Source organism: Janthinobacterium sp. GW821-FHT03C08 (genome assembly GCF_059420905.1).
Genome location: NZ_JBWKUP010000002.1, coordinates 282988 through 298626 on the forward strand (window position 1 = coordinate 282988; position 15639 = coordinate 298626).

Sequence of the window (15639 nt, forward strand, 5' to 3'; positions counted from 1 at the left end):
ACACGAATAGGACCACCATGGAAATCCGACCCATCCTGTCTGCGCTGATGCGCAGCAAAACCGGCGCCATCCTGGTCGCCGTGCAGGTAGCCTTGAGCCTGGCCATCCTGGCCAACGCCCTGCATATCGTCAACGTGCGCCAGGAAGTGGCGGCACGCCCCAGCGGCGTGGCGGCCGAGAGCGAAGTGTTCCACCTGCTGGCGCGCAACCTGCGTCCGCTGGGCCACAATGAAGAACTGGCCTTGCAAAAACGCCTGGCCGCCGCCGCGCGCGCCGTACCCGGCGTCGTCTCCGTGGCGCAGGTCAGCCAGGTTCCCCTGTCGCGCAGCGGCAGCAACAGCGGCTTCGCCGCCAGCCGCAAGCAGGAAAACAGCTCCGCCATCGCCGCCGTGTACATCACGCCCGACTCGCTGATCAAGACCTGGGGCCTGCAACTGCGGGAAGGCCGCGACTTCACGCCCGCCGAAATCAACGAAATCGACCAGAACGTGACGGAGGTATTTCCGCCGCAAGTCATCATCACGCGGGCCATGGCTGAAAAAATCCACCCGGGCGGCGGCAGCGCACTGGGCATGCCCCTGTTCCTCGGCACGGGCGAGAATGCCCAGCAATTGCAGGTGGTCGGCGTCATCGACCGGCTGCAGACCCAGGGCGCGGAAGTGGGCGAGCAGGGCGAGTATTCCGTGATCTTTCCCGTGCGCCTGACGGGCGACGGCGATACCCTGCTGACCATCCGCACGGAAGCCGGCCAGCGCGAGCGCGTGATGAAGGAAGCCGAGCAAGCCATCCGCGCAGCCACGCCGGACAAGCTGATCGTGCGCATCCGCAGCCTGGATGACGACCGCGACACGCGCTACCGCGCCGACCGCGCCCTGTCGTGGATGCTGATCACCGTCTCGGCCCTGCTGCTGCTGGTGACGGCCAGCGGCATCGTCGGCATCGCCAGCCTGTGGGTGACGCAGCGGCGCAAGCAGATCGGCGTGCGCCGCGCCCTGGGCGCACGGCGCGTCGATATCCTGCGCTACTTCCTGACGGAGAATTTCATGATCACCAGCGTGGGCGTGGCCGCCGGCGTCGTGCTGGCCCTGGCGCTGAACCACCTGCTGGTGAGCCAACTGGAAATGGCGCGCCTGCCCCTGTACTACCTGCTGGGCGGCGCGCTCGTGTTCTGGTTGCTGGGACTGGTCGCCGTATATGGCCCGGCCTGGCGTGCGGCCAGCATTTCGCCGGCCACCGCCACGCGCAGCACATGAGCATTTGTCCCTGCCCTGGCCGTCATGACAATGTTATGCTGCACGCATGCCTACCGTACTGATTATTGACGACAATGCCGCCGTGGCCATCGCGCTCGACGTGCTGTTCTCGCTCCACGAGATCGATGCGCTGCGCGCCGCCTCGCCCGAGGAGGGCCTGGCGCTGCTGGCGCGCCATCCCATCGACCTGGTGGTGCAGGACATGAACTTCACGGCCGACACCACCTCGGGCGAGGAAGGCAGCGCGCTGTTCCACGCCATCCGCGCGCGCTACCCCGACCTGCCCGTGATCCTGCTGACGGCATGGACCCAGCTCGATGCGGCCGTCGACCTGATCAAGTCCGGCGCGGCCGACTACCTGGCCAAGCCATGGGACGACCGGCGCCTGATCGCCAGCGTGCAAAACCTGCTGGAGCTGGGACAGGCCAGCCAGGCCCTGCGCCAGCGCGTGCTGGCCGAGCAGCGCCAGCGCCACGCGCTCGAACACGACTTCGACTTGCGCGGCATGGTGTGGCAGGATCCCGCCACGGAGCGCGTGGTACACCTGGCCTGCCAGGTGGCGCGTGCCGACGTTCCCGTGCTCATTTCGGGGCCGAACGGCAGTGGCAAGGAGCGCATCGCCGCCATCGTGCAAGCCAATTCCCAGGTCGCCGACGGCCCCTTCGTGGTGCTCAACTGCGGCGCCGTGCCGGTGGACCTGATCGAGGCGGAACTGTTCGGCGCCGAAGCGGGCGCCTACACGGGTTCCACGCGGGCGCGCGACGGCAAGTTCGATGCGGCCGACGGCGGCACCCTGTTTCTCGACGAGATAGGCAACCTGCCGCTGGCCGGCCAGATGAAACTGCTGCGCGTGCTGGAAACGGGCCGCTTCGAACGCCTCGGATCGAACCGCGAACGCCAGGTCAAGGTCAGGGTCATCAGCGCCAGCAATGCCGACCTGCCGGCCATGATACGCGCCGGCACCTTCCGCGAAGACCTGTTCTACCGCCTGAACGTCATCGAGCTGCGCCTGCCGCCGCTGGCCCAGCGTCCGGCCGACATCCTCGTGCTGGCGCGGCATTTCCTCGGGCCGGACAAGAGCCTCGATACGCAGGCGCAGGCCAGCCTGCTGGCGCATGGCTGGCCCGGCAATGTGCGCGAACTGAAAAACGTCATGCAGCGCGCCAGCCTGCTGGCGGCCGGCCCCCTGATCCAGGCGCAGGACCTGGGCTTGCCGCTGGCGGCCGTGCAGCGCGCCGCGCAAGATACCGCAGCCACGGAACCGGACCGCGACAGCGTCGTGGCCGCGCTGGCCCGCGCGCACGGCGTCGTGGCGCAGGCGGCGCAGGAACTGGGGCTGTCGCGCCAGGCGCTGTACCGGCGCATGGAGCGCCTGGGCATCGCGCGCGCCTGATGCCGCCCGTCGAGCACACGCCGATACGCCCGACAGGCCTGCGCCTTTCGTTGCTGACGCGCTGGACGGCGCTCATCGTTACCCTGCTGGTACTGGGCATGGGCATCGCCCTGCTGCTCGCGCACTTCCTGCCCGGCCAGCCGTGGCTGGTGCTGGGGCTGTCGCTGCTGTGCATCCTGCCGATTGCCGTCATCACCATCCGCGCGCAATTGCAGGCGATGCTGTCGCTGTTCCGCGCCTTGAGCGGCACGGTCGCCAGCTACCAGGACGGCGACTTCGCCTTCAGCCTGCGCTGGCCGCAGAACGATGAACTGGCCGACCTGGTGGCGACCCACAATGCCCTCGGCGACGTGCTGCGCAAGCAGCGCCTGGACCTGGTGCAGCGCGAGCTGCTGCTCGACACCATGGTGCAGAACACGCCGGTGGCCATGCTGCTGGTGGCCGAAGGCAGCGCCATCGTCTACGCCAACCTGGCCGCGCGCCAGTTGCTACACCAGGGACGGCGCCTGGAAGGACAGCGCCTGGCCGACATCGTGCAGCAGGCAGCACCGGCCTTGGCGGAAGCGCTGGCGCGTCCCAGCGACGGCCTGTTTACGACCGGCGACGGCGAACAGGAAGAGGTGTACCACCTGGCGCGGCGTAGCTTCAGCCTGAACGGCCGCAAGCATGAATTGCTGCTGCTGCGCCAGCTGACCCTGGAACTGCGGCGCCAGGAAGTGCAGACCTGGAAAAAAGTCATCCGCGTCATCAGCCATGAGCTGAACAACTCGCTCGCGCCGCTGGCCTCGCTGGCCCACTCCGGGGCCGAGCTGGTACGCCGCGGACAAACCGAACGCCTGCCGCAGATCCTCGCCACGATCGAAGAACGCACGCGCCACCTGGAAAGCTTCATTCTCGGTTACGCGCGCTTTGCCAAGCTGCCCGCGCCGCGCCTGGCCGCTTGCGAATGGCAGCCATTCCTCGACAGCCTGGCCTCGCAAGCGACCTTCACGCTCGACGCCCCGCCGCCGGCGCAGGCGGCCGTGTTCGATGCGGCGCAATTGCAGCAAGCGCTACTGAACCTGCTCAAGAATGCGCAGGAGTCCGGCTCCAAACTCCAGCAGATCAGCATGCACGTAAGCCTGGCGCAAGGGCAGCTGCGCATCGAGGTGCGCGACCGCGGACCCGGCATGAACGGTGCGGTGCTGGAAAACGCGCTGGTCCCGTTCTACTCCACCAAGCGCAGCGGAACGGGACTGGGCCTGGCCCTGGCGCGCGAAATTGCCGAAGCGCATGGCGGACGCATCACCCTGGCCAATCGCGAGGGCGGTGGCCTGACAGTGACCCTCATCCTTCCCTTGCCGGACAGAAATGAGATCCCGGAGTAACGATTTTTAGATCACATAATCCGCAACTATTTATTGTGCAATATCAACAATTTGTGTTTTTAATTTTGCAACTTCACGCGGCGTATGCCCGTATGTTAGAAATAAGCTATTTAAGTTTGCATAATGATATAAAAATAGCTCATTGACAATGAATTGTCTTGGCGATAATTTATCTACGCGGTACGGTTTTTTGACACATTAATCGTTTTTTCGCGGGGATAAATATGAAACTGAAATCACTCATCGCAGCAGCGGTACTGGGAGCTGCATCCATCGGCAGCGCGTATGCCGCGTCGTACACCATCAACCTGACCAATACCACGGGCGACCTGTGGACAGGCGGCTTCAACGTCACGCCCAGCCCGCTCGGAGCCTTCACGGATATTTTCCACTTCACTCCGGATGCCACCTTCGGTTCGACAGCGCAAGCCTTCCTGGCCAACCTGTCGGTGACGGGCAGCGATGCATCTGCCATCAACTTCACCAGCGCCAACCTGAACGGTATCGCCCTGACGGGCTTTGGCGGCCCCACCGTGTTCGGTTATGCCCAGGGCCAGGTGCTGGCGCAGACCAGCCTGCTGTTCAACGGCCCGCTAACCCTGACCGTCATCGGCAACAGCCATGGCGGCAGCTATGGCGGCACCTTCAACCTGAACCTGGCACCCGTCCCGGAACCGGAAACCTATGGCATGCTGCTGGCCGGCCTGGGCATCCTGGGCTTCCTGGCCCGGCGCCGCAAGCAATCTTGAGCGCTCCACCCAAAAGACGCTGCGGCGTCTTTTTTCATGCGGCTGCTACACTGGCGCCATGACGACCGATTTTACTTCCACCAGCAACACCGCCTTCAGCCATCCTGGCCATCCGCCGGCCACCATCACCGAACATCGCAGCATCCGCTACCTGCACCTGGGTACCAAGTGGGTGCAGGGTGCCATGCGCCTGGACAAGCCCGATGCCATCGAGCTCGAATACGTGCAGATGATGATGATGTGGATGCTCTTCAAGACACAACCCAAACGCATCGTGCAGCTGGGCCTGGGCAGCGCCGCGCTGACCAAGTTCAGCTACCGCCGCTTCCCCGACGCCCAGGTCACGGCCATCGAGCTCAATCCGAATGTGATCGCCATCTGCGGCGCCCAGTTTGCCCTGCCGCCAAACGACGCGCGCCTCGACGTGCGCGAAATGAATGCACTCGACTTCGTGCTCGACACGGCCAACCACGGCAAGGTCGACGTGCTGCAGGTGGACCTGTACGACGAAGAGGCGCGCGGCCCCGTGCTCGACACGCCCGAGTTCTACCAGGCCTGCTTCGACTGCCTGACGGACGACGGCATCATGTGCACAAACGTCTTCGGCGACTTTCCCAACTACGACAAGAACCTGCAGGCGATGGAGCTGGTCTTCGACGCCGTCGTCTGGGTGCCGGAAATGGAAGACGAAAACATCGTCGTGCTGGCCTTCAAAAAATCGCCATCGCTCGATTTCAGCGAGCTATACGAGCGTGCGGCCGCCATCAAGAAACAGTTCAACCTGCCCGCCAAGAACTGGGTCAACGGCTTGAAGCAGTGGATGCTGGACCAGCAATAAGCCCCCCCCCCCTCACGCCGGCAGCAGCGCGCCCAGGCGGCGCGCCAGTCCATCCATGTTCTCGGCCTTCACCTGCGCGTAGCCGAGCAAGAAACCGTTCCAGCCTGCCCGCTCGTCTGTCCCGTGGGCGGACAACGCCAGCGCCACGATGCCCTCCTGCGCGGCGCGCCGGCTCAGCGCCAGGTCATCCCGGCTGGCATCGTGAAAACGCAGCGCCAGGTGCATGCCGGCCGAGCCGCCATGGATGGACGCGCCGGCACAGGCATGGCGCTGCAATGCTTCGCCCAAGGCATCGCGGCGCTGGCGGTACAGCCGGCGCATGCGCCGCACATGGCGCGCAAACAGGCCGCTGCGCAGGAACTCGGCCAGCGCCAGCTGCTCCGCCACCCGTCCCCGCGCAGCGCCCTGCGCCTGCATCTGCGAGAAGGCCCCGGCCAGCGCTGCCGGCACGACGATGAAGGCGATGCGCAAGGCGGGAAACATGGTCTTGCTGAACGTACCCAGATACACGACGGGTGCGTCGGCCACCAGCCCCTGCATGGCTGCCAGGGGCGGGCCGCCGTGGCGAAATTCGCTGTCGTAATCGTCCTCGATGATCAGCGCACCTGCCGCGCGGGCGCGTTCCAGCAGCGCCATGCGGCGCGCGGGACTGAGCACGCTGCCCGTCGGATACTGGTGCGACGGCGTGGTGTAGATCAGGCGCGGCGGCGTCGCGCTCCAGTCCTCGTCCGTCGGGGCGATGCCATCCATATCGACGGCAATGCCGGCCACCTGCAAGCCGGCGCCACGGCCGGCCGCCAGCGCGCCGCCATAACCGGGATGCTCGATCCACAAGGTCTCGCCCTGGTCGGCAAAGGCGCGCAGGCACACATCAAGGCTGCTCTGCGTGCCATCCGTGATGAACACCTGGGCCGCATCGCACACGACGCCACGCGCGGCGCGCAGATGGTCGGCAATGGCCAAGCGCAGTTGCGGCTCGCCGGCCGGATCGCCGTAATTGAGCTGGCGCGGCGTCAGCGCGCGCCACGCCCGGTCCAGCATGCGCCGCCACAGCGCCAGGGGAAACTCGTCCAGCGCCGGCACGCCAGGCGCGAACGCCCCCATCGCGTCGGCCGGATACACCAGCGCCGCATTCACATCCTGCCCCGCCAGGCCACGCAAATGCCGGGCGCGGCGCGACAAGCCATCCTGGCCGCCGCTCGCCGGCAATGCCACGGGCGTGCCGGTGCTGCCGGCGACGACGGTGCCGCGCCGGTCCGGCAAGACAAAGCCTTCACTGGCCAGCTGCTCGTAGGCGTACAGCACCGTATTGCGCGCCAGCCCCAGTTCGGCGGCCAGCACGCGCGTGGCGGCCAGCCGCGTACCGGGCGCCAGCTGGCCGCTACGGATGGCAGCGCGCAGGCATTCATGCAGTACGCGCTGGCGCGGCCAGCCACGCCCGCGGTGCGTGTGTTCAAAAGCGTTCAGCAACAACGCGTAATCCATGCAATCCTCTCTGGCCCTAAATTATTTATCATTTCTGGATCTTTTTTCAGAACCATGGAGCGATTATAGTGCGGCCTGTTCCTTCCATCCACCGGACTCCCGCCATGCCTGCTACCGCCCTTCCCCCCAGCCCCCGTACCCGCGTGCGCCGTGTCGCCGAACTGGCCAGTTACGATCCCGCCACCGTGTACGCGATCCTCGACGACGCCTACCTGTGCCATATCGCTTTCCAGGATGACAAGGGACGCCATTGCATCCCCACCGCCTGCTGGCGCATCGGCGGCCACCTGTACATCCATGGCTCGAACGGCAGCCGCATGCTCAAGCAACTCCTGCACGACACCGACGTCTGCGTGACGGTCACCCACCTGGACGGCCTGGTGCTGGCGCGCTCCGCCTTCAATCACACCATGAACTACCGCTCGGCGATGATCTACGGACAATTTGAAAAGGTGGCCGACATCGCCCAGCAGCATGCGGCAATGGACGCGCTGATGGAAAAGCTGGCGCCGGGACGCCTGCCGCAGGTGCGCGGCGGCAGCGACAAGGAATACGCCGCCACGACCGTGCTGCGCATCGCCCTCGACGAATGCGCCGTCAAGCAGCGCAAGGGCGGCCCGCTGGACGACGCGGGTGACATGGCACACGTCGTCTGGACGGGCGAGCTGCCGTTCACGCACGCTCGCGGCGCCGCCATCGCCGATGCGTTGAACACCAGCGCGACACCCGCCTACGTCGCTGCATGGGGCGCGGAATCTGCTTGACCGTCCGGCGTGCTTGGCCGATGATCGGCATTGATGGCGATAGCCAGCACCAGACCCACTCAATAACGGAGCACATGATGATCAAGCGAGTATCCCTGGCAGCGGCCCTGACGGTCATGCTGGCCTGCGGCGGCGCGGCGCTGGCCGCCGACACGGGCGACGCGGCCCTGAAGGCGGCCATTGCCGGCAGCGCGCGCACGCCGGCCAACGCGGCGCGCGACGGCGCCCGCCACCCGTATGAAACGCTGACCTTCTTCGGTATCAAGCCGAGCATGACGGTGGTGGAACTGGCGCCCGGCGGCGGCTGGTACACGGAGATCCTGGCGCCCTACCTGCGCGACAATGGCAAACTGATCGCCGCCGGCAACGACCCGCAAGCGGCCAGCGAAGGCGCGCGCCGCGCCGCGGCCCGCTTCCAGCAGAAACTCGACGCCAACCCGGCTGCCTTCGGCAAGGTGGAAATCGGCGCCTTCGCCCCGCCCACCACCTACCGCATCGCGCCGAAAGGCACGGCCGACATGGTGCTCACCTTCCGCAATATCCATAACTGGATACCCATCGGCGAAGCAGGCATGCAGACCCTGTTCAAGGAAGTGTATGACAGCCTGAAGCCGGGCGGCGTGTTCGGCGTCGTCGAGCATCGACTACCAGCCAGCAAGGCACAGGATGCCACGGCCAGCAGCGGCTACATGCACGAAGCGTATGTGATCAAGCTGGCGGAAAACGCGGGCTTCAGGCTGGCGGGCAAATCGGAAATCAACGCCAATCCGAAAGACCATGCAGACCACCAGGGCGGCGTCTGGGCCCTGCCGCCCACCTATGCCAACAAGGATGTGGAGCGCGACAAATACACGGCCATCGGCGAGAGCGACCGCATGACCCTGAAGTTCGTCAAACCCTAGCAAGGCCTATGGCGGCGAGCCGGCCGGGCGCGCCGCCTGATGCTTGTGCGCGCAGCGCGCCTTACAGGTAAATGCCGTACACGCCGCAAGAGCGCGAAACGACCGTGCACTGGCTCATGACGCCATCGTTGCAATCAAACAGGGCCTGCATGCAGGCCTGGCGCGTTGGCTGCGCCGAGGCGCTCCCCAGGACACCGGCGAAACCGACGGCGGCACAGAAGACAAATACGGCTTTTTTTACATTGATCATTTTTATCCCATTCCCAAAGAGTCGAGTCGTTATAAAAAACCACTGGAAGACAAAGACGTCAGCCGCCAAAAACCGTCTATCGATAGACAAATTATGTGGCGCATGGAAATAGTAACACCCTAAAAAATTAGCAAATTAGCAAATACGCAAACAAGAAAACAAGATAACGTTTCTTTTTCCAGCCGTTTCAAGAAATAAAAACCGGCTTGCGTCCATCCTGCCGCGCACTTGCATGGCAAGGGGCGAAAAAAAACCGCAGACGACGCTGCGGTTTTTGTATCTGCACGTTACTTCTTCGCTTCCTTCGGCTTTACCGGCGCCAGGCTCAGATCCTGGAAGTCGTAGCTGAAATCCGTCTCGGCCGACACGGGCGCCATCTTCACGCGGTCGATGCTGCCATCCGGGTTGAGCGAGAACGTCACGTAGGCATCGGCATTGAAATTGCGCTCTTTCCAGCGCACGATGAAGGTGTCGTGCTGCCAGTGTTCCAGCTCGCCCGTCATGTCCGGCGTGCGGGTAAAGCTCAGGATGTGCTTCTTGCCCTCGGGCTTGATCACCACCTTGCCATACCAGGCATCCTCATATTCGCCGTCATACGATGCCAGCGGCAGCGAAGGCTGCGATTTCGCCGCGCGTGCGCCCGACGCCTTGCCCTGTTTTTTCACCTCTTCGGCATGCTGGTCCTGCTCCACCTTGGCTACCAGCGCCAGCCAGTCCGACGGCGCCGCCTGCAGATAGTGGTCGAGGATGCGCCACTGCAGTGCCGTCATCGAACCGCCATTTTCCGCATTGGTCAGGATCGCCACGCCCAGTTTCGCATCCGGCACCATCAGCACGCGCGAATAGAAGCCTTGCAGCGCGCCGCCGTGCATGGCCACTTTCATGCCCTTGTAGTCGCGCAGCTGGAAGCCCAGTCCATAGGCGCTGAAGTTCGGCTTGGTCGCGGCCAGCGCCGGTTTCGGTTCCGGTATCTTGATCGGCGTTTGCGCCGTCCACAGTTCGCGCGCCTGCTTTTCGCTCAGCAAACGGGCTGGCTTGCCATCCTTGTCCTTCACGCCGGCGATCTTGCCCTCGTCGAGCAGCACCATCATCCACTTGGCGATATCTTCCGCATTCGTGTTGATGCCGACGGCGCCCACGGCGTTCGGCACGGGCATCGATTTGACGGCGGCGATCTTGCCATTGATCTTGCTGTGTGCATTGGCGATGTCGGGATTGCCCGCGTTTTCCGCCAGGCTGGTGGTGGTACCCGTCATGCCCAACGGCGCGAGGATGCGCTCGTGCATGGCCTCGCCCCAGCTTTTTCCCGCCTTGTCGGCGATGATCTTGCCGGCGACGATGTACAGCAGATTATCGTAGGCGTAGCTGTTGCGGAAACTCGTGGCCGGGCGGATGTAGCGCAGCTTCTCGATGATCTCGTCGGTGGTAAAGGTGGTGGTCGGCCACCACAGCAAGTCGCCGGCGCCCAGGCCCAGGCCGCTGCGGTGCGTCAGCAAGTCGCGGATGGTCATGGCCCCCGTGACGTAGGAGTCGTGCATCTGGAAGCCCGGCAGGTGCTTGGTGACGGGATCGTCCCAGGCCAGCTTGCCCTCGTCGACCAGCATGCCCAGCGCGGCGGCCGTGAAGCCCTTCGAATTCGATGCCACTTCGAACAGCGTCTTGGCGTCGACAGGTGCCGGTTCGCCGAGTTTACGCACGCCGAAGCCCTTGGCGGTGATGACTTTACCGTCCTTGACGATGGCAATCGCAATACCCGGCACGTCGAAAATCTTCAAGGCGCTGTTGACGTCGCGGTCAAGATCGAAGGCGGGTGCCGGCACCGCCGCGACGGAAACGGCCGGTGCGGCATCGGCGGCCAGCGCCGGTACAGCGACGCTGGAAAACGCCAGCACAACGGCGGCGGCGATACGGTTCATGGTGTACATATTCATGGTTCCCAATCAGGTTCAACGCGCTTGCGCGGCCATCAGCTTGTCGACGCTTTCCTGCGTCACCGGGTGATAGCGTTCGCGCGCTTTCGCATACACGTCCTTGGCCCAGGCATGGCCCTGCGGCGTCTTCATCAGGGCGCTGTACAGGGGCACGACAAACTTCTGGCGCCCCACGCTCATGAGGAATGCCTGCAAGGGCTGCTGCACGTCGTAGCCGGCGTTGACGGACGCCAGATAGAAGCGGTAGGCCACTTCGTTGTTGCCGCTCTTGCCCACGCCGTAGACCTGGTCCAGTTCGCGCAATTGCACCGCGCTGGCCTTGTTGTTGATGTCGTTCAGGAAGTGCATCGATTCGATGGCGACCCACTTGTCCATGCCCAGGTCCTTGGTGGCCAGTTCGCCCTTCAGCCAGGCATCGCGGTGCTGGTCCAGCAGCGCCAGGCGCGGCGAGACGACGCGCTTGGCGCTGGCCGGCACGCCCGTGCCATACAGCCATTCATCGAGTTCCGCTGCCGGCATCACGTCCGGATGCTGCGCCAGCAGGTTCTTGCGCAGGTAGGCGATGAACTGGTCCGTCGTCACGCTCTGGAACGCATGCTGGTCGAACCAGCCACGCAGGAAGGGATCGAATACGGCGCGGCCCGCGCGCTGTTCCATGGTGGCCAGGAACCACGCGCCTTTCGGATAGATGATGCCGTCGTCCGTGTAGGTTTGCGCCGGATTGGCATCCGCATCGCGCGTGACCAGTGCCGTTTTCGCCGCTGGCAGTTCCTTGATCGAGGCGGCCAGTTCTTCCTGGTCGACCTGCACGCCCATCTGCGCCACGTCGCTGCCATACAGCTGCTCGACGATGCGCGTGGTGACGTAGGTGGTAAAACCTTCGTTGAGCCACATGTGCTTCCACGACGCGTTGGTGACCAGATTGCCCGACCACGAGTGGGCCAGTTCATGCGCGATCAGGTCGACCAGGCTGCGGTCGCCCGCGATCATGGTCGGCGTGAGGAAGGTCAGGCGCGGGTTTTCCATGCCGCCGTAAGGGAACGATGGCGGCAGCACGATCATGTCGTAACGTCCCCATCCATACGGGCCATACAGCGCTTCGGCGGCCTGGATCATTTTTTCCGTATCGGCCAGCTCGTATTCGGCCGCCTTGATGCGCGGCGGTTCGGCATACACGGCGGAGCGGGGTCCGAGCTTGCGCACTTCCAGTTCGCCGATGGCGATGGCCAGCAGGTAGGAAGGAATCGGCTGCGGCATCCTGAATTTCCAGCCGCCCTTGCCCGTCGCCTTTTCGTCGTTCTCGGCGCTCATCACCACGCGCATGCCCGCTGGCGCATCGATGCGCGCGCTGTAGGTGAAGCGCACGGCCGGCGTATCCTGCGACGGCACCCACGAACGGGCGTTGATGCTTTGCGACTGGCTGAACATGAAGGGCAGCTTGCCCGACATGGTCTGCTGCGGCGTAAGCCACTGCAGCGCGATGGCGTTGGGTGCCGTGTGATAGTAGACGCGTACTTTTTCAGGCTGGCCGGTGGTGGTGATGCGCAGCGCCTGCCCTTTTTCCGGGTCGACCTTGTCCAGTTCATAAGGCGCCATCTGCCATGCGCCGCGCTTGTCTTGCACCTGCACCTTGGCGATCGCCAGGTCGCGCGTGTCGAGCACCAGGGTACGCGCGGCGGGATCGATCCAGTTCAAGGACAGCTCGGCATAGCCGGACAGGGTCTTTTGCTTGAAGTCCGCCTTCAGGTCCAGCTGCAGGTCGCGCGTGCGCACCTGGTCGTAGCGCGCATAGCTCAAGGGGTCGGCGTGCGCGGCCAGGGTCACCTGGCAAAGTAGCGCACAGCCCAGCGCGCGCAGGTAGGTCATAGTTTGCATGGTCGTCTTTTGAATGATTTGCGAAGGCCCCGGTCCGTGTGCGCCGGGGCGTCGCGCAGAATAGCACTTCCGGCGCGGACCTGGCGGAAAAAGCGCCGGACGGGCCGGCGCTTTTCTGCTACTTCCCCCCTGTTACGGCCGCGCCCTTGGTCTCGGATGCCTTGAGTGGCGTATTAAAATCCTTCATCAGGTTGTTCTTGTCGCGGTCCTGCTTGAACAGTTCCAGGCGCGACGGCGTGATTTTCCGCGGCCAGGCATTGTTGCTGGTATCGATGTCGGCCGTTTCCCAATATGGGTCCTGCACCAGGCCCACCATCGGCTCGTCGGTGATGAGCACCTTGCTGATTTTTTTCGGTGAATAACGCCACACTTCGGCCGGCACGCGCTCGATGATCTTCTTGCCGCTGGCCAGTTCGATTTCCAGGATGAGCGGCATCACCAGTCCGCCGATATTCGAAAAATCGACCAGGTACAGATGCTTGCCCCGGGCACGCTGCTCGAGCATCGCCCGTTCCCACGGCTCCAGCCCTTCCAGCTCTTCCGCATAGCCGTTGCGGTCCTTGTTGGTCACCGTGAAATCGTCGTGCTGGTTGTAGAAATCCTTCAGCGCGGGGTCCAGGTCGACCTTCTTCGGCAGCGCCTTGTTGCGCTGGTCCGAAATCGAGATGGGCTGGGCCGCCTTTTGCGCCTTCTTCCACGCTTTTTCAATTTCCGGATCCTTCGTGCTCACGCCATATTCGCTGATGCCGTCGATGCTGATGTCGACCGCGTCGGTGGTATAAAACCAGCCGCGCCAGAACCAGTCCAGGTCCGTGCCGGAAGCATCTTCCATGGTGCGGAAAAAATCGGCTGGCGTAGGCCGCTTGAATTTCCAGCGCTGCGCATACTGCCTGAAGGCGAAGTCAAACAGTTCCCGGCCGAGGATGGTCTCGCGCAGGATGTTGAGCGCCGTGGCCGGCTTGTCGTAGGCATTCGGCGACAACAGCAGCACCGACTCCGGATTGGTCATGATGGGGACCTGGTTCTGGCTGCGCATGTAGTCGACGATCTTGCGCGGCTCGCCATTCCAGGACGGGAAATGCTCTTCCCACGCCTGCTCGGCCAGGTACTGCAAAAAGGAATTGAGGCCCTCGTCCATCCATGCCCACTGGCGCTCGTCCGAGTTGACGATCATGGGGAAATAATTGTGTCCCACCTCATGAATGATCACGCCGATCAGGTCATATTTGGTGGCTTTCGAATACGTCAGCGCGCCCGTCTTTTTATCCTTCACGGGACGCCCGCCGTTGAAAGAAATCATCGGATACTCCATGCCCGCCACGGCGCCGTTGACGGAAATCGCCACCGGATACGGATAGTCGAAACTATACTTGTTGTACTGTTCGATGGCGTGCGCCACGGCGCGCGTGCTGTACTGCTGCCACAGCGGGTTGCCCTCGTTCGGATAATACGACATGGCCAGCACGCGCCTGCCGCCGCTGTCGAGTCCCTGCGCATCCCATATGAACTTGCGGCTCGACGCCCATGCCACGTCGCGCACATTGGCCGCCTTGAAGTGCCAGGTTTTCGTTCCCGCCGCCTTGCCCTTTTCCGTCGCCAGCGCCTCTTCCGGCGTAATCACCAGCATTGGCGCGGCACTGCTCCTGGCTTTCGCAAGACGCTCGCGCTGCGCCGCGCTCAGAACGGCGGCAGGATTCTGCAGCTCACCCGTGGCAGCCACCACGTGATCAGCCGGCACCGTCAGGTACAGTTCGTAGTCGCCAAACTCCAGGGCAAATTCGCCCGTGCCCAGGTACTGCTTGTTCTGCCAGCCGACGGCATCGTAGTAGGCCGCCATGCGGGGGAACCACTGCGCAATCTGGAATATCGTGTTCTTGTCGTCTGCAAAATACTCGTAGCCGGAGCGTTCTACCAGCACCTTCTGGTCATTGATTTTATAGGACCAGTCGATATGAAAACTGATGCTCTGGCCCGGCGCCAGCGCCACCGGCAAATCGATGCGCAGCATGGTCTGGTTGATCACGTAATGCAGCGGCTTGCCGCCAGCCGACCTGACGCTGGCGAGATTGAAGCCGCCCTCAAAGGTGCGGCCTTCCTGGATGGCGCGCCAGTCCTCGAATTTCAATGCCTCATCCTCGCTGCCACTGAGCCAGGCCTGGCGCGACGGCGCGCTCAATACGCGGCGCTGGTCCGCATCCTTGCGGATGCCATTCTGGTCCAGCTGCAGCCACAGATACGCCAGGCTGTCGGGCGAATGATTGTGATACGTGATCTGTTCGCTGGCCGTGATTGCGCGACGTTCTTCATCGAGCGTGGCGCGGATCACGTAATCGGCGCGCTGCTGCCAGTAGGCGTGGCCCGGCGCGCCGGACGCCGTGCGGTAGGCCGTCGGCGTGGGCAGCAGCTCATCGAGCTGGCGGAACTTATCGTCGAACGGCACGCCGGCGCACAGGCCGGGCAAGGAGGAAAACAGCGTACAGCACAAGGCAAGCAAGCGGACGAAGACCGGCATGGCGCATTCCATCTGGGAGTCGTGGACAGAACTGCATTCTAAGTCGAGTCTGTTTGCAGGCTGATCATTGTTGTCGGCACCCCACACACCAGGCCAGGCAGCCGGCCGGCGCCACTGGCGCGAAAACAGGCATTGGCGTATGATGCGCCTCGAACATTGGGGAGTAGTCGTCCTGCGGTCCTGCCGCGGGAACCTGTATCAACATAATTGGCCCGCAGGCCATGGTGCAGGTGGTTGCAGAACTTGACGAGACCATTGATCCAGGGCGGCCGCATGGGCCGGAGTCGCCCGTGGATCATTGGTTAATTCGTCCGGCCCAC

12 protein-coding genes and 1 riboswitch are annotated in these 15639 nt (G+C 63.9%); of the genes, 7 read left to right on the forward strand and 5 right to left on the reverse strand.

Annotation, left to right across the window (positions count from 1 at the left end; translation table 11 throughout):
• The first annotated feature begins 17 nt into the window (after positions 1-17).
• The 5 genes from AC07VL_RS03735 to AC07VL_RS03755 all read left to right on the forward strand — a co-directional run bounded on the left by AC07VL_RS03735 (position 18) and on the right by AC07VL_RS03755 (position 5600).
• A complete protein-coding gene (locus AC07VL_RS03735) occupies positions 18-1253 on the forward strand; it encodes an ABC transporter permease (protein WP_494804651.1) in 1236 nt (411 codons plus the stop codon).
• Positions 1254-1299: 46 nt separating this feature from the next.
• The gene (locus AC07VL_RS03740) at positions 1300-2646 is read left to right on the forward strand and encodes a sigma-54-dependent transcriptional regulator (RefSeq protein WP_494804652.1); all 1347 of its coding nucleotides are present in this window, start codon (positions 1300-1302) and stop codon (positions 2644-2646) included.
• On the forward strand, positions 2646-4013 hold the full coding sequence (locus AC07VL_RS03745) for a sensor histidine kinase (RefSeq protein WP_494804653.1): 1368 nt from the start codon (positions 2646-2648) through the stop codon (positions 4011-4013). Before AC07VL_RS03740 ends, AC07VL_RS03745 begins: the two co-directional genes overlap by 1 nt.
• Positions 4014-4237: 224 nt before the next feature.
• Positions 4238-4762 carry an FxDxF family PEP-CTERM protein gene (locus AC07VL_RS03750; protein ID WP_494804654.1) on the forward strand — a complete coding sequence of 175 codons (525 nt, stop codon included), beginning with the start codon at positions 4238-4240 and terminating at the stop codon, positions 4760-4762.
• A gap of 58 nt (positions 4763-4820) precedes the next feature.
• The gene (locus tag AC07VL_RS03755; protein WP_494804655.1) at positions 4821-5600 is read left to right on the forward strand and encodes a spermine/spermidine synthase domain-containing protein; all 780 of its coding nucleotides are present in this window, start codon (positions 4821-4823) and stop codon (positions 5598-5600) included.
• Positions 5601-5612: 12 nt separating this feature from the next.
• Here AC07VL_RS03755 and pdxR read toward each other — a convergent pair whose 3' ends face one another.
• Entirely contained in the window at positions 5613-7085 is a 1473-nt protein-coding gene (pdxR, locus tag AC07VL_RS03760) for a MocR-like pyridoxine biosynthesis transcription factor PdxR (RefSeq protein ID WP_494804656.1), read from the reverse strand.
• Positions 7086-7189: 104 nt separating this feature from the next.
• On the opposite strand from pdxR, the gene AC07VL_RS03765 reads away from it, so the two are divergent.
• The gene (locus AC07VL_RS03765) at positions 7190-7849 is read left to right on the forward strand and encodes a pyridoxamine 5'-phosphate oxidase family protein (protein ID WP_494804657.1); all 660 of its coding nucleotides are present in this window, start codon (positions 7190-7192) and stop codon (positions 7847-7849) included.
• Between the two features lie 77 nt (positions 7850-7926).
• Positions 7927-8751: a class I SAM-dependent methyltransferase gene (locus AC07VL_RS03770; RefSeq protein ID WP_494804764.1), complete on the forward strand. Its 825-nt coding sequence runs from the start codon at positions 7927-7929 to the stop codon at positions 8749-8751.
• A gap of 61 nt (positions 8752-8812) precedes the next feature.
• Here AC07VL_RS03770 and AC07VL_RS03775 read toward each other — a convergent pair whose 3' ends face one another.
• From AC07VL_RS03775 to AC07VL_RS03790, 4 genes are all read right to left on the reverse strand, one after another.
• Positions 8813-9001: a hypothetical protein gene (locus AC07VL_RS03775; RefSeq protein WP_494804658.1), complete on the reverse strand. Its 189-nt coding sequence runs from the start codon at positions 8999-9001 to the stop codon at positions 8813-8815.
• 287 nt (positions 9002-9288) lie between these two features.
• Positions 9289-10926, reverse strand: coding sequence for a serine hydrolase (locus AC07VL_RS03780; protein ID WP_494804765.1), 1638 nt, complete (start codon positions 10924-10926; stop codon positions 9289-9291).
• Positions 10927-10947: 21 nt separating this feature from the next.
• A complete protein-coding gene (locus tag AC07VL_RS03785) occupies positions 10948-12807 on the reverse strand; it encodes a M1 family metallopeptidase (RefSeq protein ID WP_494804659.1) in 1860 nt (619 codons plus the stop codon).
• A gap of 118 nt (positions 12808-12925) precedes the next feature.
• Complete coding sequence (locus AC07VL_RS03790) at positions 12926-15319, reverse strand: M1 family metallopeptidase (protein WP_494804660.1); 2394 nt, start codon at positions 15317-15319, stop codon at positions 12926-12928.
• A gap of 146 nt (positions 15320-15465) precedes the next feature.
• Positions 15466-15635: riboswitch (yybP-ykoY riboswitch) on the forward strand.
• Positions 15636-15639: the final 4 nt, after the last annotated feature.

Coding starts and splice junctions, on each gene's coding strand:
- AC07VL_RS03735 (WP_494804651.1), top strand. CDS start 18: ATGGAAATCCGACCCATCCTGTCTGCGCTGATGCGCAGCAAAACCGGC.
- AC07VL_RS03740 (WP_494804652.1), top strand. CDS start 1,300: ATGCCTACCGTACTGATTATTGACGACAATGCCGCCGTGGCCATCGCG.
- AC07VL_RS03745 (WP_494804653.1), top strand. CDS start 2,646: ATGCCGCCCGTCGAGCACACGCCGATACGCCCGACAGGCCTGCGCCTT.
- AC07VL_RS03750 (WP_494804654.1), top strand. CDS start 4,238: ATGAAACTGAAATCACTCATCGCAGCAGCGGTACTGGGAGCTGCATCC.
- AC07VL_RS03755 (WP_494804655.1), top strand. CDS start 4,821: ATGACGACCGATTTTACTTCCACCAGCAACACCGCCTTCAGCCATCCT.
- pdxR (WP_494804656.1), bottom strand. CDS start 7,085: ATGGATTACGCGTTGTTGCTGAACGCTTTTGAACACACGCACCGCGGG.
- AC07VL_RS03765 (WP_494804657.1), top strand. CDS start 7,190: ATGCCTGCTACCGCCCTTCCCCCCAGCCCCCGTACCCGCGTGCGCCGT.
- AC07VL_RS03770 (WP_494804764.1), top strand. CDS start 7,927: ATGATCAAGCGAGTATCCCTGGCAGCGGCCCTGACGGTCATGCTGGCC.
- AC07VL_RS03775 (WP_494804658.1), bottom strand. CDS start 9,001: ATGATCAATGTAAAAAAAGCCGTATTTGTCTTCTGTGCCGCCGTCGGT.
- AC07VL_RS03780 (WP_494804765.1), bottom strand. CDS start 10,926: ATGTACACCATGAACCGTATCGCCGCCGCCGTTGTGCTGGCGTTTTCC.
- AC07VL_RS03785 (WP_494804659.1), bottom strand. CDS start 12,807: ATGCAAACTATGACCTACCTGCGCGCGCTGGGCTGTGCGCTACTTTGC.
- AC07VL_RS03790 (WP_494804660.1), bottom strand. CDS start 15,319: ATGCCGGTCTTCGTCCGCTTGCTTGCCTTGTGCTGTACGCTGTTTTCC.